This window comes from Desulfofarcimen acetoxidans DSM 771 (assembly GCF_000024205.1).
GTDB lineage: Bacteria > Bacillota > Desulfotomaculia > Desulfotomaculales > Desulfofarciminaceae > Desulfofarcimen > Desulfofarcimen acetoxidans.
In genome coordinates this window covers 257,381-278,983 of the sequence record NC_013216.1, presented here as the reverse complement: position 1 = coordinate 278,983, position 21,603 = coordinate 257,381, and the positions used below count along the sequence as shown (strand labels likewise).

Here is a 21,603-nt window from a genome sequence, read left to right as displayed (position 1 = left end):
ATTATATCCGACGGAAAATAAGTCAACTTTTAATATGATTGTTAGATAAACCATTAATACATTATAATTGACTGTCTTATCTAACCGTTTAATCTTTCCCTAATTAATTCTGCCCGCAAAATATCCTGATCCACTGTTGTTATTTCTTTGCCTGCTTTTTTTATCAAGTATGCCGGACGCGATAAAACCATTAACTCAGATAGCAGGCCCGTATCTATCCCCTCAATAATATTAAGATCAACACCCAATCTAACATCTGAAAACATACGCATAGTCTCTTCAGCATTAATCATGCGGGCATGTTTCAAAATCCCCAGTGACCGGCAAACACGGTCAGCCAAAAACTCATTCCGTTCTTTCAAGAGTGCCTGGCGGGCAGCCCTCTCCTGAGCCAGAAGTTGTCTTGTAATAGATATAATATTATTTATTATTTCCTCCTCGGCCTGACCTAACGTAATTTGATTGGAGATTTGAAATATATTGCCTAATGCCTGAGTTCCTTCTCCATACATTCCTCGAACAGTTATACCTAACTTAGCAATAGCCGAAAGCACACCGCCAATTTGGTTAGCTAACACCAAACCAGGAAGATGTATCATCACAGAAGCGCGCAAACCGGTTCCAACATTTGTAGGACAGGCTGTCAAATATCCCAGGCGATCGGAATAAGAATAGTCCAGCGTAAATTCCAACCCGTCATCCAATTTATTCATAAGGGACCAGGCGTCTTTAAGCTGCAGACCAGGCAACACACATTGTAAACGAAGGTGATCTTCTTCATTTATCATAATGCTTACCGCCTCATCACTACGCAAAATAACAGCCTTCTTGTTATAGTTATCAAGCAGATCCGGACTAATCAGGTGTTTTTCGACCAGTATACGTCTTTCTACAGGTGTTAATTCACTCATCCAAACCAGTTCCAGCGAGCCAAAACTATTTATAAAATTTTCGTTGCTGACAGCAGCCTTAACTGCATGAATAACTTGTTCGGCATTCTCCACGGGCAGCATATGAGGAAAGGGCCACTGCTTTAGATTACGGGCAATTCTAATTCTGCTGCTGATCACTATATCCGCTTCAGGTGCCGTAGAATCCATCCAGTTGCTGAAAGTATTATTTATTATATCCCTCAAACTCATATCTCTACCCCTTTCGGTAAATGTCCTTCTCCAATAGCCTTATTTGATCACGCAATACAGCAGCCCGTTCAAACTCTTCACGTGCGACACAAGAGGCAAGTTCCGCCTTGAGATTTTCCATTTCTTTTACCAGGCGAATGCTGCCCCCGGTACGCTCCGGCACCTTTCCCGTATGCCTGGAGTTACCGTGAATGCGGCGAAGCAGGGGATCAATTTGCTTGGCTAAATCATCGTAGCAATAGCCGCATCCCAACAGCCCGCTCTTGGCAAACTGTTCACCTGATAAACCGCATTTGCTGCAACTAATATTTTCTCCCGGGGAGGTTTTTAATGAATTCCCATTACCAAATTCATGCTCCAGTAAACCTGCCAAAAAGGTATGCAGGCCAAGCTGAGGAAACCATCCAAAATTATCCATATGCATTTCTTTGGCACATACTTCACACAAACGAATAGTTTTTTTCTTGCCATTTATTATCTCAGTAAACTGAACATTAGCCTGCCTCTCCTGACAGCGTTCACACATCATATTATTCACCTCATTATTTGTTGTCCCTTAAAAGCGAAACAAGCATGGCTTTTAATATTAGGGCTCTTACATTATCACGCCAGGGCAAGTCAACTTTCAGTACATTCCTGTGCATAGCCGCCTTCATCAAACTGGCTTCACGCTGGGTGACAGTGTTCTCCTCCAGCAATCTATTCACTATCCCTTCCGCCGCCGACTGTGAAATTGAATTGCCTATCATCTCAGTTAGATATGTCAAAATGGAAGACGAAGTATCCTCCCTGTTTAACATAAGTTTAACTATGCGTACGAAACCGGCTCCTCCCCGCTGGCTTTCGACCAAAAAACCGTTTTCATAGGTAAATCTCGTGGACAAAACATAGTTTATCTGGGAAGGTACGCATCTAAACTGCTCTGCCAGTTCATTTCTCCTAATTTCGATATATCCTTTAATACTTTCTTTTAGAAGCTGCCTGAGATGCCTTTCAATGAGGTTAGAAAGACTGGACATTTCTATCCACTCCTTTAACTGACTTTGATTGACCTTAACCTTAGTATATCACTTCTATATATATTCTATTCAAATCCGGTTACTGGTTAATTTTTTTATTTAACTAGCTCCTATCTTATTTTTAATCAATAATTCTACGTTTTTCATCTTTTTTGATTTTAAAATTGTTAATGGTCATGATTTTATTTTGATATAATTATTTTAAACGCTTATCAGAAAACAATTTAATTAAGCATGATATTTTATAACCATATTTTAACAAGCAAAATTATTATGTCCAATATATTGTTCTTACAGTCAAAACAGATTATTACACATAAAAAAAAGCTTACTAAACTTAAGTAAGCTTTTTACTGGCTCCCCGAGTAGGACTCGAACCTACAACCTACCGGTTAACAGCCGGTTGCTCCACCATTGAGCTATCGAGGAATATACGCTTTGTTCCATCAAAACTGCACAGCGTGAATATTAAGGTCAAGCGTTCGACCTATTAGTACCGGTCAGCTAAACACATTACTATGCTTACACACCCGGCCTATCTACCTGGTGGTCTTCCAGGGGTCTTATTCTTGCGAAGGGAAACCTAATCTTAAGGTGGGCTTCGCGCTTAGATGCTTTCAGCGCTTATCCCTTCCGGATATAACTACCCGGCATTGCCGCTGGCGCGACAACCGGTACACCAGTGATCCGTCCATCCCGGTCCTCTCGTACTAGGGACAGCTCCTTGCAAGTTTCCTGCGACTGCGATGGATAGGGACCGAACTGTCTCACGACGTTCTGAACCCAGCTCACGTACCGCTTTAATGGGCGAACAGCCCAACCCTTGGGACCTACTACAGCCCCAGGATGCGATGAGCCGACATCGAGGTGCCAAACCTCCCCGTCGATGTGAACTCTTGGGGGAGATAAGCCTGTTATCCCCGGGGTAGCTTTTATCCGTTGAGCGACGGCTCTTCCACTCGATACCGCCGGATCACTAAGCCCGACTTTCGTCCCTGCTCGACCTGTATGTCTCGCAGTCAAGCTCCCTTTTGCCTTTGCACTCTGTGAGCGCGATTTCCAACCGCGCTGAGGGAACCTTTGGGCGCCTCCGTTACTTTTTGGGAGGCGACCGCCCCAGTCAAACTGCCCGCCTGACAATGTCCACCGGCCTGATTCAAGGCCGTATGTTAGAACTTCAATACTGCAAGGGTGGTATCCCAACGTTGGCTCCGCCAAGGCTGGCGCCCTGACTTCTCTGCCTCCCACCTATCCTGTACATGCAATACCAAAATCCAATATCAAGCTGCAGTAAAGCTCCACGGGGTCTTTCTGTCCTATCGCAGTTAGCCGGCATCTTTACCGGCAGTTCAATTTCACCGAGCCCCTCGTTGAGACAGTGCCCAAATCGTTACGCCTTTCGTGCGGGTCAGAACTTACCTGACAAGGAATTTCGCTACCTTAGGACCGTTATAGTTACGGCCGCCGTTTACCGGGGCTTCAATTCAAAGCTTCGAGTTTCCCCTGACCTCTCCTCTTAACCTTCCGGCACCGGGCAGGCGTCAGCTCCTATACTTCATCTTAGCGATTTAGCAGGAACCTGTGTTTTTGGTAAACAGTCGCTTGGGCCTTTTCTCTGCGGCCTCTTCACGCTCCGAATGTTAAATCTTCACGCTAGTGAGGCACCCCTTCTCCCGAAGTTACGGGGTCATTTTGCCGAGTTCCTTAACGAGGGTTCTCTCGCGCGCCTTAGGATTCTCACCCTACCTACCTGTGTCGGTTTGCGGTACGGGCACCAATTAGTCTCGTTAGAGGTTTTTCTTGACAGTATGGGTTCAACCACTTCGGTACTTATTTTCCCTCCCCATCACTTCTCAGGCTTTATGTCAGACGGATTTGCCTGTCTGACGCCCTACGAGCTTGGACGCGCTTTTCCATCCGCGCGCTTGGCCTACCCTCCTGTGTCACCCCATCCTGATAATGACTTTTGGTGGCATAGGATTTTCAACCTATTGTCCATCGCCTACGCCTTTCGGCCTCGGCTTAGGTCCCGGCTTACCCTGGGCGGACGAGCCTTCCCCAGGAATCCTTAGGTTTTCGGCGGGCAGGATTCTCACCTGCCTTTTCGCTTACTTATACCGGCATTCTCACTTCCATACGCTCCACCGCTCCTTACGGTACGACTTCGCTGCATATGGAACGCTCCTCTACCATGTCTTGCGACATCCGTGGCTTCGGTGACATGCTTTAGCCCCGTTACATTTTCGGCGCAGGGCCACTTGACCAGTGAGCTATTACGCACTCTTTGAATGGTGGCTGCTTCTAAGCCAACATCCTGGTTGTCTGTGCAACCCCACATCCTTTTCCACTTAGCATGTCTTTGGGACCTTAGCCGACGGTCTGGGCTGTTTCCCTTTTGACTATGAACCTTAGCACCCATAGTCTGACTCTTGAGTATTCTTTAATCCGGCATTCGGAGTTTGATTGAGTTCGGTAACCGGTGAAGGCCCCTAGCCCAGTCAGTGCTCTACCTCCGGATTTTTTTCTCAAGGCTAGCCCTAAAGCTATTTCGAGGAGAACCAGCTATCTCCGGGTTCGATTGGCATTTCACCCCTACCCACGTTTCATCCGCCTCCTTTTCAACGAAGGTCGGTTCGAGCCTCCACTTTATTTTACTAAAGCTTCACTCTGAACATGGGTAGATCACCCGGTTTCGGGTCTACTCCAACGGACTTGCCGCCCTATTAAGACTTGCTTTCGCTTCGGCTCCGTCTTTTCTGACTTAACCTTGCCCGTTAGATGTAACTCGCCGGTCCGTTCTACAAAAAGTACGCCGTCACACTTTTAACGTGCTTCGACTGGCTTGTAAGCATACGGTTTCAGGTTCTTTTTCACTCCCCTTCCGGGGTGCTTTTCACCTTTCCCTCACGGTACTAATCACTATCGGTTGCTGCAGGTATTTAGCCTTGGGAGGTGGTCCTCCCTGTTTCCCACGGGGTTCCTCGTGTCCCGCGGTACTTGGGATCCACTCTAAACTTCTCGCCTTTTCGCCTACAGGGTTGTTACCTTTTATAACGGGCCTTTCCAGGCCGCTTCGGCTAAAGCAATGGTTTGTGATGAGTGTCCCGCTACCCCTAATCTGCAAGCAGTTTAGGTTTTGGCTGGTCCCTTTTCGCTCGCCGCTACTCGGGGAATCGCTGTTGCTTTCTTTTCCTCAGGGTACTAAGATGTTTCAGTTCCCCTGGTGCCCTCCTATAACCTATGGATTCAGTTATAGGTGACGAGGGTTTGCCTCGCCGGGTTGCCCCATTCGGATATCCACGGATCGTTGCCTGCTTGCGGCTTCCCGTGGCTTTTCGCAGCTTGCCGCGTCCTTCTTCGGCCTGCAGCACCTAGGCATTCGCCGTATGCTCTTTTTTGCTTGACCTATCTTTTGCGCTTGAGAGTTCTATTTGTGTTACTAAATAGAGCTTTTCTTTTGCTTCACGCTGTGTAGTTTTCAAAGAACAATATTAATAAATTTTTATGGTGGAGATGAGCGGAATCGAACCGCTGACCCCCTGCTTGCAAGGCAGGTGCTCTCCCAGCTGAGCTACACCCCCATAATCAATATTTGAAGTTCAACGTTAGAGATTCGATTAAAACCACTCGATTCTCAACATACTGCTTCAAACCATAAACCCCAATTTCTATGCAATTACTATTAAGAATAAGCAACATTCTCATCTTTCAATATACAAAGATCTTTTCGAACTTTGAATTTTGAGAAATGGTGGGCCTAGGTGGACTTGAACCACCGACCTCACGCTTATCAGGCGTGCGCTCTAACCAACTGAGCTATAGGCCCGAAATTTCACACCGTTAGCAACGGCGAAGGATACTTTATCACTTGCTTTTCCCTAAACCAATGCACAAATACCGGATAATTTTCAGTTTATTTCTTGCAGTGAACTACCCCCGCTTACATTCCACTAAGAAGCGGGGGCTTCCAAAGGAACATCAACGAGCGTTTCCTGATTCATCAGCCACGGCCTACCGTTACAAAGAGCAATAGGTCTTACACGGCCTCCAGCAGGCATGATTTCGGGCGGTCCCCGCCCTACAAACTATAATCTAAGCCGCCATTCATCCCACCACCTTAGAGGTGAGGGAATTCTGGCGGGGTTTGGTTAAATAACCCCTGTTTAAGGGGTAAAATTAGTTTCCGGCAACGTCTTACTCTCCCAGGGGGTAACCCCAAGTACCATCAGCGCTGAAGAGCTTGACTTCCGTGTTCGGGATGGGAACGGGTATGACCTCTTCGCTATTGCCACCGGAAAAAGCCTCTCAAAACTAAACAGTTTGTCGATGGATGTCGACCAATATTGAGAAGTGGTAGGTAAGAAATTAGCTGTGAGAGTTCTCATCACCATTTACTTGCCTCTGCTTCCAATATCCTTAGAAAGGAGGTGATCCAGCCGCACCTTCCGATACGGCTACCTTGTTACGACTTCACCCCAATCACCGACCCCACCTTCGACGGCTCTCTCTCTTGCGAGTTAAGTCACCGGCTTCGGGTGTTGCCGACTTTCGTGGTGTGACGGGCGGTGTGTACAAGGCCCGGGAACGTATTCACCGCAGTATGCTGACCTGCGATTACTAGCGATTCCGACTTCATGTAGGCGAGTTGCAGCCTACAATCCGAACTGGGACCTGTTTTTAGGGGTTGGCTCTACTTCACAGTTTCGCTTCCCTCTGTTCAGGCCATTGTAGTACGTGTGTAGCCCAAGACATAAGGGGCATGATGATTTGACGTCATCCCCACCTTCCTCCGTTTTGTCAACGGCAGTTCTGCCAGAGTTCCCACCCTAAGTGCTGGCAACTGGCTGTAGGGGTTGCGCTCGTTGCGGGACTTAACCCAACATCTCACGACACGAGCTGACGACAACCATGCACCACCTGTCTCCGTGTGCAAGTAAACTTGCAAGACCATGTTTCCACGGCGGTCACGGGATGTCAAGCCTTGGTAAGGTTCTTCGCGTTGCGTCGAATTAAACCACATACTCCACCGCTTGTGCGGGCCCCCGTCAATTCCTTTGAGTTTCAGTCTTGCGACCGTACTCCCCAGGCGGAGTGCTTATTGTGTTAACTGTGGCACCGAGGGGGTCGATACCCCCGACACCTAACACTCATCGTTTACGGCGTGGACTACCAGGGTATCTAATCCTGTTTGATCCCCACGCTTTCGCGCCTCAGTGTCAGTTACAGGCCAGGAAGCCGCCTTCGCCACTGGTGTTCCTCCTAATATCTACGCATTTCACCGCTACACTAGGAATTCCGCTTCCCTCTCCTGCACTCAAGTCTACCAGTTTCAGAAGCAGTCTCCAGGTTGAGCCCGGAGTTTTCACTTCTGACTTAATAAACCACCTACTCGCCCTTTACGCCCAGTAATTCCGGACAACGTTTGCCACCTACGTATTACCGCGGCTGCTGGCACGTAGTTAGCCGTGGCTTCCTCTTATTGTACCGTCATTTTTCCTTGCTGTTTACAAGAAATCTGTTCGTCCAATATCACAGAGCTTTACAATCCGAAGACCTTCTTCGCTCACGCGGCGTTGCTCCGTCAGGCTTTCGCCCATTGCGGAAGATTCCCCACTGCTGCCTCCCGTAGGAGTCTGGACCGTGTCTCAGTTCCAGTGTGGCCGATCACCCTCTCAGGCCGGCTACCCATCGTCGCTTTGGTGGGCCGTTACCCCACCAACTGGCTAATGGGACGCGGATTCATCTGTAAGCGGCAGCATTGTAAAGAGGCCGCCTTTTCTCTTTTCACCATGCGATAAAAAGAGGTTATCCGGTATTAGCACCGGTTTCCCGGCGTTATTCCTGTCTTACAGGCAGATTATCCACGCGTTACTCACCCGTCCGCCACTAAGTTAAGGAAAAAGTAAACTCTTTTCTTAACTCCGTTCGACTTGCATGTGTTAAGCACGCCGCCAACGTTCGTCCTGAGCCAGGATCAAACTCTCCGTTAAATATGTGAAAAGTTTGATTGCTCATTAAAATTGGCTTATAGATTTTCGTTAAAAGTTAAAACTTTTGACGAGGTATGTTAAATTTCATCCATCTTACACTGTTTAGTTTTCAAAGACCTTATTTATCCCTCGAAGCAAAATACTATCATATGCTAACCCTGTTGTCAATAGAACTTTAATTTTATAATTTTCAGTCCCGACTGACAGAAATTATATTAACATAGATAACACAGCTTTGTCAAGCAGCAATTTATATAGTTTGCAAATCTTTTTTAACCTTTCAGAACAAAAAAATAAGAGTAGCTAAATGCTACTCTCGTGGCTTTAGTAATGGAAAAAGAATAATATCCCTGATTGAGGCAGCATTAGTTAAAAGCATAACCAGGCGATCTATACCTATACCAAGCCCCCCAGCCGGGGGCATTCCATACTCCAGGGCTTGGATATAATCTTCATCCATCATATGAGCCTCATCATCACCACTGCGTCTTTGTTCAACTTGCTTTTGAAATCTGGCTTTCTGATCAATAGGATCATTTAACTCAGAAAATGCATTGGCCATTTCCCTGCCATATATGAAAAGTTCAAAACGATAGGTAAGACTGGCATCATCATCTTTTTTCTTAGCCAACGGTGATATCTCTACCGGATAATCAATAATAAAAGTTGGTTGAATTAGTTTAGGCTCCACCATTTCCTCGAAAACTTTATTTAAAACTTCTCCCCAGGTATCGGAAGGCTGCACCACACCTAATCCCAGGCCCTGCGCTGCTTTAACTGCTTCCTGATCAGACTTGAGCATGGAAAAATCCAAACCACTGTATTTTTTCACTGCCTCTAGCATGGGCATTCTATTCCAGGGAGGAACTAGATTGATCTCCTGCTCCTGATAACTAATAACAGGAGTCCCGTTCACTCTTAAAGAAGTGTTATACACTAAATATTCGGCCATCTCCATCATGTCATAATAATCAGCATAAGCCTGGTAAAGCTCCAACATAGTAAACTCAGGATTATGCTTGGTAGAAATACCTTCATTGCGAAAGTTGCGGTTTATTTCATACACTTTATCAAAACCACCAACTAAAAGTCTTTTCAAGTATAATTCAGGAGCTATGCGCAAATAAAGTTCCATATCAAGCGCATTATGATGGGTAATAAAAGGACGTGCGGCAGCACCACCGGCAATTGACTGCATCATCGGGGTCTCCACCTCTAGAAAACCCTTTTCATCCAATAGATTACGAATACAACGAACTATCTGACTCCTTGCTACAAACTGATTTTTAACTTCCGGGTTAACTATTAAATCCACGTACCGCTGTCTGTATCGCAGCTCTACATCTCTTAGGCCATGCCATTTTTCGGGCAAAGGCCTAAGAGATTTAGAAAGTAAGGTCAAGACCTGTATCTCAACCGTGATTTCACCCTTCTGTGTTCTAAAAACCTTACCTTTAACACCTATTATGTCTCCAATATCCAACTTTTGAAAGAGCTCGTAATCTTCTGAACCAAGGTTATTCAGCCTACCATATACCTGGATACTTCCGGCAGTATCCTGCAAATTAGCAAACCCAGCCTTCCCATGACCCCGCTTAGCCATCAGACGGCCGGCAACAGAAACTTCCTGCCCTTCATACTGCTCGAAATTGTTTATAATCTCTGCTGAGCAATGAAGCCGATCGTATTTGTCCCCGTAGGGATGATAACCCTTATCAATCAGTTCCTGCAGTTTTTCCCTGCGCACACGCATTAATTCACTTAATTCATTGAGATTTTCTGCGGAACTTAGTTCTTCTTCGATACTCAATTACAAAACCTCCAAACAAGCCTATGCAATTATATCCATAATTTCGTATTTCAATATGCCGGCAGGTACGTTAACCTCTACCACACTTCCCTTTGGTTTACCTAAGATAGCTTTACCAACCGGGGATTCGTTTGATATTTTACTTGCACCAGGATCTGCCTCAACAGAACCAACAATAGTATACTCAAATTCATCACCGAATTCCAGATCTTTCAACAAAACCTTAGAGCCAATATGCACTGCTTCAATATCGATATTTTCATCGTCAATAATTTTAGCGTTGCGCAGCATTTTTTCCAGGGTTAAAATCCGTCCCTCAATAAATGCCTGCTCATTCTTAGCATCTTCATATTCGGAGTTTTCACTTATATCACCAAATTCAATAGCCTGCTTAATACGTGCGGCAATTTCCCTACGACGAACTGATTTTAACTGTTCAAGTTCTTCTTCAAGGTTTTTAAGACCCGCAACTGTCAGGATAACTTCTTTTTCTTTCATAATCCCAACCTTCTCCCTACTCATTTTTAATGCCGGTGTTTAATCAACCATTGCTTAAAGAATTAAACCCTATTATCCCCCAATAGCCCTGTAAAAAACGACTTTAAAAAATGTCGGCTATTTATATACTTCTCCTCACCAATCCTAAACATTATAAAAAGCCGCTTTTAGTTTGTCAAGATTTTCTTACCCCATCTAACAGTTAAGGAAGGTTACTCACTACCTGTGGTTTTTTGATCTGGGAGCAATTTTTTATAAAGGCTTTTTGCTTAATTGCTTTAATTTCTTCCAAAGAAACCGCCTTCTCAAAACTTCTGAAACCGGCTACCTTAAACCCATGCTTATTCGCCAGTCTCTCTATCTCCTCAATCTGTTCCAGAGTCAAATCCCTTCCCAAAGTAAAAGATTCATAGCGGCCCTCCAGGGCTAAAATCATTGTTTCAGCCATACAAGCATACGCTGTGCCTTCGGGAAAGCCAAAATTAAAATTAAAATTAACCCCATGGGGGACTTCCACTATACCACCTTCTATGACCAGTACGTCATCTCTTTCTTCCGCTACTTTTTTCGAGACATTTCGCGGGCGGGAAACATCGCAAACAACTGCACCGGGCTTCAAGTCGCCGGGGCCGATAATAGTATCTACAGCACTAGTTACAGTTATAATCACATCTGCTTTCCGCAAAGCACTGCGACTATATGGTGTTACTTTTACCGCCAGTCCATAATCAAACAATATTTTAGCAGCAATTTCCTCTAATTTTGATGTGTCACGAGCTACCAGGGTCAAATTTTTTACTTCTCTGGCCAAATACCTGGCACATACCTTGCCGATTGAACCGGTTGCTCCGATAATCACAATATCAGCCTGACAAATATCATAACCCATCAGAGCAGCAGCTTTTTTAACTCCTTGAATGGCTGATGCTACTGTATAACTATTGCCGGTAGTCACCGCAATGTTTGAGTTTTGGGCTATTGTAATCCCCGCATCTCCAACTACTGATGTGAACGCGCCTAAACCAAGTATTTTGGCACCCAGCTTTTCTGCCACACGGGCAGCACCGATTATTCTATTAATGACATACCCCTCCGGCAGTTCAACCATTTGCTTAGCTGTGAGCGGACAAGTAACAAACCAACCTTCAGCTTTATTATATGAGGAAGCTACACCGGTGATGTGCGATACCTTCATAGCCGGTAGACAGGTAACTGCTTTCTCCACCAACTTATCAGGCAGGTACCTGGCAAAAGGGTATTTTCTATAAATGTCTCTAATATCTAAAGGGTGTATTACAAATGCAAATTTCTCCATTGCCTGCCTCCTCCCAAAAAAATGATAACTACGAGGTGCACATCTATTTTATTAATATTTGCCATATTTTGCAAGACTTTTACGCCAAGTTAACAAAAATAACATTCACAGCGCAAGAATAAGATAAATAAAGATAAACAATGTCTTAAGGTAATAATTTGAATAAATAAATGAATTTGGCATTTTATAGTTATTGCTTTGCTGTGTTATTATAATTTTGAATTAGTAAATAAATTACAAAGGAGGTAAATAATTAATTAAGGCTAATGTTCTACGGAACCTAAAAGGGAGAATAATATCCGGAGAGACAATCACTCCAAACAGGGTTACTAAACCCCAAAACCCGTACCGTAGTTTAGCCGTCTTCAAAATTTAATATTCAAAAATAATCTCACAGGCATAATACCTGTTTAGTATTAAGGCCTGAAAGCGAATTAATCATTTTGGAGAATTTATGAGCAGGACTCCAAATCGCATTTGGAACTAATATGTAGGGGGGTTTTTATTATGCTTAACAGTTATTATAATAAGATTAAACTACTACATCCCAGACTTCCCACACGTCTTGATACCATTGGTGCAGTAAAAAATGATGAAGAACCTTATCCCTTAATCAATTTTTAACTAGTATAAAATAATTCAGAAGTTCTCTAATTTCGCTCAAAGAAACTGCGCGGTTAATTTTTTCTCTTATACGGTTAGCTTCCCGCAGCCCTCTGGTATACCAGGCTGCATGTTTACGCATTTCACGTATGGCAATGTATTCACCTTTTAGCTCTATCAGCAGTTCCAAGTGGCGCAATGCTACAGATAACCTTTGGCGGGGAGAAGGTGCCGGCAAATTCTCCCCGCAGTCCAAAAAATGAACGGTGGAAGAAAATATCCATGGGTTACCCAAAGATGCACGTCCTATCATGACTGCATCACAACCGGTATGCATAAGCATACGAACGGCGTCTCGCGGTTCTCGAATGTCACCGTTGCCTATAACTGGTATAGTTACTGCCTTTTTAACACTTTTAATAATATCCCAGTCAGCTTTGCCGCTGTAAAATTGCGATCTGGTTCGGCCGTGTACTGTAACCGCCTTTGCTCCCGCCTCTTCGGCCAAAAGCGCCATTTCCACGGCGTTAGGAAAGGATTCATCCCACCCTTTCCTAATTTTAACGGTTACGGGTACTCGTACAGATTGCACAACATCGCTTATTATTTTTTGCGCTAGTTCAGGTTTTCTCATGAGGGCTGCACCTTCACCGTTTTTTACTATCTTGGGTGTGGGGCAGCCCATATTTATATCAATAATACTGGCCCCCCGTGCTTCTGTTATACTGGCGGCGCGTGCCATATATTCAGGACTGGAGCCAAAAATCTGCATACTGATGGGCGGGGTTTCTCCTGTACAGTCTAATAATATATTAGTTTTAGGGTTGCCATATAATAAAGCCTGATCACTGATCATTTCCGTACAGACTAAGCCACAACCAGCCTCTTTAGCTAGAATACGATATGCCCTGTCAGTAATGCCTGCCATTGGGGCAGAGATTACTCTGTTTTTTATTGTAACATTGCCTATTCTTAACATATCGATACCACCGTTTTTTCACATTGCTTTTTAGGCTAACAGTTACGCTCGTATATTATTCTTAAGCCGGTTAAGGTTAGAAAAGGATCTACTTTATCAATATTATCGGTTTCCTGCGCAATCAAAGCTGCAAAACCCCCGGTAGCCACTACATAAGGATTACCACTCATCTCTTGCTTTATACGCCTGACTAGTTCCTTGACCTGTCCGACAAAACCATAGAAAATGCCTGCCTGCATACTGTTCACCGTATTTTTAGCTATAGCCAGTTCCGGCTTCACTATATCCACCCTCGACAGCTTGGCAGCTCTCGAAAAAAGCGCCTCAGCAGAAATACCTATACCAGGTGCTATAGCACCGCCCAGATACTCACCCTTTTCCGAAACAGCACAGAAGGTCGTTGCTGTTCCGAAATCTACTATTACCAGGGGTCCTCTGTATAATTCATAACCGGCTACTGCATTAACAATTCTATCAGCACCCACTTCTTTTGGATTATCGTATTTAATTGCTATACCGGTTTTTACGCCTGGTCCAACAAACAAGGGCGCAACTTTAAAATATTTTTTAGACATCTCTTCCAAAGTGCTCATTAGGGGAGGCACAACCGAAGATATCACCATTGCTCTTACTTCCCCCGTAGGAATACTGCAACTGGCAAACAAAGATCTTACCAATATACCGTATTCATCTGCTGTACAACCCCTGTCAGTGGAGATTCGCCAGTTCTCCAGCAGTTTCTTTTTAGAATAGAGGCCCAAGACTATATTGGTATTGCCAACATCAAACACCAGAAGCATTTTCACCATCCCCTTGTCAATAATTTAACCTAAATGTGCGGATATATGATCTATATGTCCGTATATAAACATAATAGACAGATTTTTTGGTCTAAGTTTAATTTTAGCAAAGCAGTAACTTAGATGCAACAATATATCATTGTATTACGGATTATACTAATTGACAATAGCACAAGCAAATATTAAAATATTAAACTAAAGTAATTTAATCGAAGGGACGCTTTTCAGAGTGGAAGAAAATATTATTAAAATGAAAGCTGATATTTTAAAAGCACTTGCACATCCTACCCGTGTAAAAATACTAGAGAACTTGCGCGAAGGAGAAAGATGCGTTTGTGAGATAATTGATGACCTGGGCATTGAGCAGTCAAATGTTTCACAACATCTGGCTGTACTAAAAAAACTTGATATCGTAGTCTCAAGGAAAGACGGTCTTAGGGTAAACTACCAAGTAAAACACCAACAAATTTTTAAACTGCTCGACCTTCTAGGCAGCATTCTTCTATCCCAGGCAGAAAACACTGTTTCTTTGCTCAAAGGCCTGAAAAGGGATGAAGGAGATAATACTCACTAAAATACAAAACACATTATGAAGTCCATATTTTTCTTCATAATGTGTTTTGTATTTTTCTCGTTTTATTATCTATAAGATGAGTAAAAATACTGCCACAATTAACCATCCATTAGCAGACAGTATTTTGGCATTAGCTGATGGTGGATTTTGATGATTATTGGGGAAAATGGAATTATAGGGCGGCTTCTGTAATTAAAGTCGCTCCTTAGTGTTAACCGCAACCTGTTTTTTGGTTGACAATGAGCAGGGGGAACTTTTATAATAGGGCAAAGGAGTGAAAATATTTGAAAAATAGGATTTTGGAATTGCTGAAGTTTGACCGGGAGAGTTACATTTCCGGCGAGGAGATTTGCCGAATACTCGGTGTTTCCCGAACGGCTGTCTGGAAGCATATTCAAGTTTTGCGGGACGAGGGTTATAAAATCTTATCTATGCCAAGTAAAGGCTATTGTTTAACCGCAATACCCGACCGCCTTTACCCGGAAGAAATAATGTCTGGCCTGTTAACGAAGAGCCTGGGCAGGGATGTCAGGTATTTTGAAATAGTAGATTCGACTAATAATAAGGCCAAAGAGTTGGCCGGATTTAAAGGTCTTTCTCATGAAGCGGGCTTGACTGCCGCTGAAGGCATGCTTGTCATAGCGGAAGAGCAGACAGGCGGACGGGGCAGATTGGGGCGCAGTTGGCATGCTCCTTACGGTAAGGGGATATGGATGTCGGTTCTTTTAAGGCCACAGGTCTGCCTTGAGATTGTTTATCAGATGACTATGATTACTGCTGTTGCAGTGATGAGGGCTGTACGTGAAGTGTGCGGTATTGCTCCCGAAATAAAATGGCCTAACGATTTGCAGTATGAGGGGAAAAAACTTTGCGGCATTTTAACTGAAATGAGCGCTGAGGCTGACCGGGTAAATTACATTGTAGTCGGTATAGGTATAAATACGGCCTCTGCCGGGGATTTGATTCCGCCTCAAATAACACATCAGATGACGTCATTATCAGAGATAACCGGTAAGCCTGTGAGTCGTGTCAAACTGGTGCAGGAGGTCCTTCAAGAGCTGGAAGCCTGTTATGATAGTTGGCTGGCGGGTGGTTTTCCCGAACTTTTGGAGGAGTGGAAAAGCCACTGCAATAGTTTGAATCGACAGGTAGCGGTAAAAACCTTGCATGAAGTGTATACCGGTTGGTCGATGGATGTGAATAGTGACGGTGCGCTTTTATTGAAGCTTGATAACGGGGAAATAAAAAAATTTGTTTCGGGTGATGTGAGTTGAATAAACAATGAATATTGGGGAGGCAATGTTATGAAGTTTTCAGCCAGGGATATTGCACTGGCGGGCATGTTTGCGGCTTTGGCCGCCATTGTAGCTGTCTTAGGCAGGTTTGGTATAACGGCCATTGTTCCCTTTAGCCTGCAGCCCCTGGTGGTGCTGCTAGCCGGTGGGTTGTTGGGAGCCCGTTTAGGTGCTATGAGCATATCGGTATATGTACTGATGGGTTTGATTGGTCTACCGGTTTTTGAGAAGCCGCCTTTTGGTGGCCCGGCTTATATATTGCAGCCGACATTTGGCTTTTTAATAGCTTTTATCGCAGCTGCTTACGTTATTGGTAAACTTCTTGAGGGTAAAAAATCCGGCTTTGGCTGTTACTTTATGGCGATGCTGGCGGGCCTATTTATAATTTATGCAATAGGTTTGCCTTATTTTTATTTGATTTTCAATTTTTACATAGGCAAAGCTATGCCGGTAATGTCAGTTATAAAGATTGCTTTTTTACCGTTTGTAGGTTTTGATTTGCTCAAAGCTATTATGTCCGCTTCCTTAGCTATGGCAGTGTCACGGAGGATTGGTTAGTATACGGTAAGGAATATGCAACATATAAATTCCGATTTTCAAGAGATAAAATGATTGATTTAGAACATTTTTTTGAGTGAAAAATTGGATTTTAGAACAGCCACAGGCACTCAGTTTGATGGAGATTATTCATTACCAACCTTAACTTATACACAGATCCATCATAAGCATAATTTGCTGGAGTAAGATAAAAACCGTTTATCCCCGGTTAATAGAATAAACGGCTTAAATCATCTCAATAAAAACCCTTTTCACCAATCAATTAATTCCCAAACCTACCCAATATCCCCATGGTTTTCGCCATTGGCAACCCGTTCAACCCGGTTTTTCTCATCTAAAAATACTATCCTCGGCTGAAAAGTCTTAGCTTCTTCCGCATCAAGCATGGTGTAAGCAATAATAATGACTGTATCACCTTGCTGCACCATGCGGGCAGCCGCGCCGTTAAGGCAAACAACACCGGAATCCCTGGGACCGGCAATAGTATATGTCTCAAACCTGTTACCGTTATTATTATTAACTATTTGCACCTTCTCATGGGGCAAAATATTGGCTGCTTCCAGCAAAGACCGGTCAACAGTAATGCTTCCCATATAGTTAAGATTGGCCTCAGTAACTGTTGCCCGGTGAATTTTTGATTTAAACATAGTCAAAAACACAACCCGATACCTCCAAAGTTTAATCTGGCGCTGCTGCAAAGGACATTTAACAGCGGCATAACTCTTTATGATTCCAGCACAACATTATCTATCAAACGGGTTTTACCAAAAAAAACAGCCAGCGCCAGCAAAGCCGGTGCTTCCAGCGAATTAATCTCAGCTAAATCCGGCAGACTCAGTATTTCCACATAATCAATCCTGGCCAAAGGCTCCGCACTGATCATTTGTCTTACCCTATCTTTTAAAAGTGCAACATTATTTTCTCCCGATTTCACCGCATCCCGGGCCATAATTAAACTAAGCGACAGCACCAAAGCAGCACGGCGCTCTTCGCGACTCAAATAAACATTGCGGGAACTTAATGCCAGACCGTCGGATTCCCTGACAATAGGTACTGTAATAATTTCCAAATCCATAAGTAAATCACGCACCATCTTTTTAATCACCAGTACCTGCTGCGCATCCTTCTGGCCAAAAAAAGCATAATCAGGCCTTACAATATTAAATAACTTATTAACAACAGTAGTTACCCCACGAAAATGACCGGGTCTGGACTTACCGCACAGTACGCCGGTTAACCCCTCAACGTCCACATAAGTACTGTAATTGGCCGGGTATACTTCCTGCGGTTCCGGACAAAAAAGCAAATCAACTCCCACACCTTCTGCCAGTGAGCTATCTCTCCCCAAATCCCTGGGATAACCGCTGAAATCCTCTTTGGGTCCGAACTGCAGAGGATTAACAAAGATACTGACCACCGTCAAATCGCACTTTTTTTTACACTCCCGCATCAGGGTCAGGTGTCCTTCGTGCAGATACCCCATGGTAGGAACCAGACCAATTGTTAAGCCCTGTAACCTGGCCTGCTTTAAAAATTTTTTCGCTTCAGCTATGGTTTTTATTGTTTTCACAGGGTAAACTCCCTTTCATAGCATTTATTGGCCTTTAATCTTTTCCAAAACATCATTGGACATACTAAACCCATATTCAGCACTGGGAAAACTACCATTTTGTACTTCTTCCTTATAAGCTGACAGAGCGTCCATAATAATCTGGTAAAGACTGGCAAACCGCTTAACAAATTTAGGCGCCTTATTTCCATATATATCCAACATATCATGTGTTACTAAAACCTGGCCATCACAGAAAGGGCCTGCTCCAATCCCGATAGTTGTTACCGGCACCGACTCTGTAACCAGCTTAGCCAGCGGAACCGGCACACATTCTAAGACAATGGAAAACACCCCTGCCTGAACCAGGGCATTGGCATCAGACAAAAGCTTTTCAGCGGCTGTCTCATCCTTACCCTGCACCTTGTAACCACCCATCTGGTGAACGGATTGCGGGGTCAGTCCAAGGTGCCCCATGACAGGAATACCCGCATTAACAATAGCCCGCACGTTTTCACAAACCTCTATCCCGCCTTCCAACTTAACAGCCTGGGCTCCTGCCTCCTGTAAAAAACGCCCGGCATTCTTCACGGCTGTCTCTCTGGACAGGTGATAAGATAGAAAAGGCATATCGGCTACAACCATAGCTTTCTGCACACCGCGGCAAACAGCCTTGACATGATGCACCATATCATCCATGGTTACCGGTATAGTAGAATCGTAACCCAGTACCACATTGCCCAGAGAATCCCCCACCAGCAAGGCATCAATGCCTGCTGCATCAAGCATCTTAGCCATCGGATAGTCATAAACCGTCAGCATAGTTACCGGCCTTTTTTCCTGCTTCATATTTCTGAAAGTTGCTGTAGTTACTTTAGAACCAGTCATATATTTATCCTCCTTTAAGGTTTTCCTACATATCCAGCAGTTGGTTTAATTCAAAAGCTTGTTCATCATTAATAGTACCTTTTTCTAAAGCCACCTTGACCGTATATAACCCCAACTTGCGGTATAAATCGTTTTCCAGTGCATTACACCCGGTAAAAGCTTTCAGATGGCTTTCCACTGTAGGCGTGTCCCCCCGGGAAATCGGACCAGTTAAAGCCCTGACCGGGCCAACCTGAGTTGTGTTATTAAGCGTGCCCTGAATCAGCGGGTATAATGCTTCTAAAGCTTGCTGCCTGGTCAGACCAAATTTTTCATAAAGGCCTGTACAAAAGTGAAGCAAAGAAACCAGATAGTTAGATGCGATACAGGCCGCCGCATGATACAGAGGTTTATCTTTGGCTGCAATAATAAACTTTTTGCCTTCCAGATCGCTGACAATCATTTCAGCCACGGGCATTGCCTCAGAGTCGCCGTCCAGAGCAATATAGGAACCGGGAATATTATGTATTGCCACCTGTACATCCGCAAATGATTGCAAAGGATGGATCGAGACAACATAGGCTCCGGCCCCGCTGGCGGATTTCAATATGGAAGCCGGTTGTGAGCCGCTGGTATGTACCACTATAGTTCCCGGCCTATAGCCGCCGTTTTGCATGATCTCTCGGTCTACTTCGGCAATAACCCGATCCGGTGTGGTTATAAAAACAACCTCCGCTTTACTTGCAATATCCTCAGGCTTTTCCGCTACATCAGTTAATACCCTGGCCGCAGCCAATCTAGCGGATTGATTGGTTCTGCTGGCAATACCCACCACAGGGTAACCCTTGCTTTTCAACAAGACAGCCAGCGCGGTACCTACCTTTCCCGCTCCGACAATAGCTATAGAAGGCTTTTGCATATTCATTACCCCTTAAAAACATTTGTATAAAAACTTGTCGAAAAATAAAAAGCCTCCCGGGTTAATCCGAAAGGCATACTAATCATACCCCCGTCTCGGTCCGTCCCGGCTCCAAGCGGTACCATACCTCATTTAATTGAAAAAAAGTTATAATACTTGGAATTATGAGTTTATTGAAGCGGTATGGTTCCCCAGAGGATACCATCCTGTACACGGACATTCTATCACAATAATTTTCTGAAAACAATTTGTTTTTCAAAATCATACTTATCAGAAAAAACAAATATTTGTCACATTATGAGTTTGCTTTTCGTCGCAATAACTTATCCACAGATCCGCCATAAGCATATTTCTCCATAAAAGAAATAAGTAGTTTGAGTTTCTATCTTTTACACCAAGTATTTTAACCTGGATTGAGGAAATAGCTCGTTAAGCTGAGCCGAAAAAAACTCTTTAATTTCTGTCATTTGCTCCTGAGGGTAAACATATTTACCATAGCCAAACTGGCCGAACTTAAACCTGCGTCCCTCCTCCACCATGGGAAGGGAGGTGTCAGGGAATATTTCTAAGATATTGTTTTTAGCCCGTGCCGTATATCTATGCGTGATTATTTCAAACTCTGTCGCGGCTTCATCAAAAGTACTCAATTTACTGCTAAGCAATAAGAGCATGTCACGGTAATCTTTCTGCCAGCCCGGATAATAAATAACCGGAGCTATAATAAATCCCAACGGGTAACCGCTTTGAGCAACCTTAGAAGCGGCCTTTACACGATCCCTCAATGAAGTTGACCTGTGCTCGTACTTTTTAATTATATTCTCCGCATTTAGGCTAAAGCGCCAGCGGGTATGCCCATTGTGTTCAATCCCCAAAAGGCTGTCCACTTCTGAAAACTTAGTAACAAATCTAAACCTGCCATAAGATCGGTTGGCAAAAAATTCAATCGTACGTTCTAATAAGCCTGTATATTTCTCTACAGATAAAGGATCAGAGTTAGCCGCTCCTTCGAAAAATGTAATCTCCGGCTTCCTTTCTTCGATACACTTATCTACCTGTTGTAAAATCTCTTCTATATTGACGTAAACACGTATGTAAGGTTTTTTACCCATATTAGTATTAAGATAACAGTACTCGCACATCCCGGAACAGCCTGTAACCAGAGGAAGTTGATAATGAGCGGAAGGCTTGCAGGTCTCAAAATTTAAAGTGCGCCGCACACCCACAACCATTGTGTTCTTACCCTCCAAGTAAGCCTCCCGGGCTGTCTTGCCAGGAATACCTGTAACCCTGTTATGAGAACCGGTTAACTTAATATCTATTTTTTGTTGCGAAAACTCCCGGTATAAACGTTCACCCAAAGGGTAATTTAAGGCTTCTCTCTCAAAATATACTCTTTGCGGTTGGTAAGTCATGCTAAAAATCACCTGCTTCGTATTACTGGATAATAAATAATTATAATTTTGAAGTTATACTATCCAAACAAAAACTGGTTTATCCAATGTGCCATGTGTCGTCCATACTAAAAAGACAGCAGACTTTCGCTTATAAATATCTTGATTGGGTGGGCAAAAAAAATCCACCTAAAAAGTGGATAGTATGGATGAGATGTATATTTTTGAAAATGAGGCTATTTTAGTGGTAAGTGAAATAATGCAATCACCGTTCCGATTCTGGAATTTTTTCTA

General features: G+C 43.8%; 16 protein-coding genes, 3 tRNA genes and 3 rRNA genes. 3 read left to right on the top strand and 19 right to left on the bottom strand.

The window, feature by feature from the left end; translation table 11 throughout:
- Positions 1 to 80: 80 nt before the first annotated feature.
- The 14 genes from DTOX_RS01290 to DTOX_RS01225 form a co-directional block, all read right to left on the bottom strand.
- Positions 81 to 1,142, bottom strand: a complete 1,062-nt coding sequence (locus DTOX_RS01290) for a protein arginine kinase (protein ID WP_015755928.1) — start codon at positions 1,140 to 1,142, stop codon at positions 81 to 83.
- 4 nt (positions 1,143 to 1,146) lie between these two features.
- Entirely contained in the window at positions 1,147 to 1,671 is a 525-nt protein-coding gene (locus DTOX_RS01285; RefSeq protein WP_015755927.1) for a UvrB/UvrC motif-containing protein, read from the bottom strand.
- A 13-nt stretch (positions 1,672 to 1,684) separates the two neighbouring features.
- Positions 1,685 to 2,161 carry a CtsR family transcriptional regulator gene (locus DTOX_RS01280; RefSeq protein WP_015755926.1) on the bottom strand — a complete coding sequence of 159 codons (477 nt, stop codon included), beginning with the start codon at positions 2,159 to 2,161 and terminating at the stop codon, positions 1,685 to 1,687.
- Between the two features lie 354 nt (positions 2,162 to 2,515).
- Positions 2,516 to 2,590: transfer RNA gene (locus tag DTOX_RS01275), tRNA-Asn, on the bottom strand.
- 41 nt (positions 2,591 to 2,631) lie between these two features.
- Positions 2,632 to 5,567, bottom strand: a 23S ribosomal RNA gene (locus tag DTOX_RS01270).
- 99 nt (positions 5,568 to 5,666) lie between these two features.
- Positions 5,667 to 5,742: transfer RNA gene (locus tag DTOX_RS01265), tRNA-Ala, on the bottom strand.
- Positions 5,743 to 5,910: 168 nt separating this feature from the next.
- Positions 5,911 to 5,987 (bottom strand) — tRNA-Ile (locus tag DTOX_RS01260).
- Between the two features lie 355 nt (positions 5,988 to 6,342).
- Positions 6,343 to 6,457, bottom strand: a 5S ribosomal RNA gene (gene rrf, locus DTOX_RS01255).
- A 124-nt stretch (positions 6,458 to 6,581) separates the two neighbouring features.
- Positions 6,582 to 8,151, bottom strand: a 16S ribosomal RNA gene (locus DTOX_RS01250).
- The 16S, 23S and 5S rRNA genes sit together here with 3 tRNA genes alongside, the layout of an rRNA operon.
- 310 nt (positions 8,152 to 8,461) lie before the next feature.
- Positions 8,462 to 9,904: a lysine--tRNA ligase gene (gene lysS / locus DTOX_RS01245; protein ID WP_083773517.1), complete on the bottom strand. Its 1,443-nt coding sequence runs from the start codon at positions 9,902 to 9,904 to the stop codon at positions 8,462 to 8,464.
- Positions 9,905 to 9,982: 78 nt separating this feature from the next.
- Positions 9,983 to 10,459 (bottom strand): transcription elongation factor GreA, encoded by a 477-nt coding sequence (greA, locus tag DTOX_RS01240; RefSeq protein WP_015755924.1) that lies wholly within the window; start codon positions 10,457 to 10,459, stop codon positions 9,983 to 9,985.
- Between the two features lie 202 nt (positions 10,460 to 10,661).
- On the bottom strand, positions 10,662 to 11,774 hold the full coding sequence (locus tag DTOX_RS01235; protein ID WP_015755923.1) for a saccharopine dehydrogenase NADP-binding domain-containing protein: 1,113 nt from the start codon (positions 11,772 to 11,774) through the stop codon (positions 10,662 to 10,664).
- Positions 11,775 to 12,387: 613 nt separating this feature from the next.
- On the bottom strand, positions 12,388 to 13,356 hold the full coding sequence (gene dusB, locus DTOX_RS01230) for a tRNA dihydrouridine synthase DusB (RefSeq protein ID WP_015755921.1): 969 nt from the start codon (positions 13,354 to 13,356) through the stop codon (positions 12,388 to 12,390).
- 35 nt (positions 13,357 to 13,391) lie between these two features.
- Positions 13,392 to 14,156: a type III pantothenate kinase gene (locus DTOX_RS01225; protein WP_015755920.1), complete on the bottom strand. Its 765-nt coding sequence runs from the start codon at positions 14,154 to 14,156 to the stop codon at positions 13,392 to 13,394.
- A gap of 229 nt (positions 14,157 to 14,385) precedes the next feature.
- Between DTOX_RS01225 and DTOX_RS01220 the strand changes: the two genes are divergently transcribed.
- From DTOX_RS01220 to DTOX_RS01210, 3 genes are all read left to right on the top strand, one after another.
- The gene (locus tag DTOX_RS01220) at positions 14,386 to 14,730 is read left to right on the top strand and encodes an ArsR/SmtB family transcription factor (protein WP_015755919.1); all 345 of its coding nucleotides are present in this window, start codon (positions 14,386 to 14,388) and stop codon (positions 14,728 to 14,730) included.
- Positions 14,731 to 15,014: 284 nt separating this feature from the next.
- Positions 15,015 to 16,004 carry a biotin--[acetyl-CoA-carboxylase] ligase gene (locus tag DTOX_RS01215; protein ID WP_015755918.1) on the top strand — a complete coding sequence of 330 codons (990 nt, stop codon included), beginning with the start codon at positions 15,015 to 15,017 and terminating at the stop codon, positions 16,002 to 16,004.
- 30 nt (positions 16,005 to 16,034) lie between these two features.
- Complete coding sequence (locus tag DTOX_RS01210; RefSeq protein WP_015755917.1) at positions 16,035 to 16,583, top strand: biotin transporter BioY; 549 nt, start codon at positions 16,035 to 16,037, stop codon at positions 16,581 to 16,583.
- A gap of 275 nt (positions 16,584 to 16,858) precedes the next feature.
- Here the strand turns inward: DTOX_RS01210 and panD are convergent, their stop codons facing one another.
- The 5 genes from panD to splB form a co-directional block, all read right to left on the bottom strand.
- The gene (gene panD, locus DTOX_RS01205) at positions 16,859 to 17,242 is read right to left on the bottom strand and encodes an aspartate 1-decarboxylase (RefSeq protein WP_015755916.1); all 384 of its coding nucleotides are present in this window, start codon (positions 17,240 to 17,242) and stop codon (positions 16,859 to 16,861) included.
- 65 nt (positions 17,243 to 17,307) lie between these two features.
- Complete coding sequence (gene panC / locus DTOX_RS01200) at positions 17,308 to 18,153, bottom strand: pantoate--beta-alanine ligase (RefSeq protein ID WP_015755915.1); 846 nt, start codon at positions 18,151 to 18,153, stop codon at positions 17,308 to 17,310.
- Between the two features lie 24 nt (positions 18,154 to 18,177).
- On the bottom strand, positions 18,178 to 19,020 hold the full coding sequence (gene panB / locus DTOX_RS01195) for a 3-methyl-2-oxobutanoate hydroxymethyltransferase (protein WP_015755914.1): 843 nt from the start codon (positions 19,018 to 19,020) through the stop codon (positions 18,178 to 18,180).
- A gap of 25 nt (positions 19,021 to 19,045) precedes the next feature.
- Complete coding sequence (locus DTOX_RS01190) at positions 19,046 to 19,918, bottom strand: Rossmann-like and DUF2520 domain-containing protein (RefSeq protein ID WP_015755913.1); 873 nt, start codon at positions 19,916 to 19,918, stop codon at positions 19,046 to 19,048.
- A gap of 389 nt (positions 19,919 to 20,307) precedes the next feature.
- A complete protein-coding gene (gene splB / locus DTOX_RS01185) occupies positions 20,308 to 21,330 on the bottom strand; it encodes a spore photoproduct lyase (RefSeq protein WP_015755912.1) in 1,023 nt (340 codons plus the stop codon).
- Positions 21,331 to 21,603: the final 273 nt, after the last annotated feature.

Excerpts from the sequence above, each read along its gene's own strand:
- DTOX_RS01290 (WP_015755928.1), bottom strand. The coding sequence starts at position 1,142 with ATGAGTTTGAGGGATATAATAAATAATACTTTCAGCAACTGGATGGAT.
- DTOX_RS01285 (WP_015755927.1), bottom strand. The coding sequence starts at position 1,671 with ATGATGTGTGAACGCTGTCAGGAGAGGCAGGCTAATGTTCAGTTTACT.
- DTOX_RS01280 (WP_015755926.1), bottom strand. The coding sequence starts at position 2,161 with ATGTCCAGTCTTTCTAACCTCATTGAAAGGCATCTCAGGCAGCTTCTA.
- lysS (WP_083773517.1), bottom strand. The coding sequence starts at position 9,904 with ATGCGTGTGCGCAGGGAAAAACTGCAGGAACTGATTGATAAGGGTTAT.
- greA (WP_015755924.1), bottom strand. The coding sequence starts at position 10,459 with ATGAAAGAAAAAGAAGTTATCCTGACAGTTGCGGGTCTTAAAAACCTT.
- DTOX_RS01235 (WP_015755923.1), bottom strand. The coding sequence starts at position 11,774 with ATGGAGAAATTTGCATTTGTAATACACCCTTTAGATATTAGAGACATT.
- dusB (WP_015755921.1), bottom strand. The coding sequence starts at position 13,356 with ATGTTAAGAATAGGCAATGTTACAATAAAAAACAGAGTAATCTCTGCC.
- DTOX_RS01225 (WP_015755920.1), bottom strand. The coding sequence starts at position 14,156 with ATGCTTCTGGTGTTTGATGTTGGCAATACCAATATAGTCTTGGGCCTC.
- DTOX_RS01210 (WP_015755917.1), top strand. The coding sequence starts at position 16,035 with ATGAAGTTTTCAGCCAGGGATATTGCACTGGCGGGCATGTTTGCGGCT.
- panB (WP_015755914.1), bottom strand. The coding sequence starts at position 19,020 with ATGACTGGTTCTAAAGTAACTACAGCAACTTTCAGAAATATGAAGCAG.
- DTOX_RS01190 (WP_015755913.1), bottom strand. The coding sequence starts at position 19,918 with ATGCAAAAGCCTTCTATAGCTATTGTCGGAGCGGGAAAGGTAGGTACC.
- splB (WP_015755912.1), bottom strand. The coding sequence starts at position 21,330 with ATGACTTACCAACCGCAAAGAGTATATTTTGAGAGAGAAGCCTTAAAT.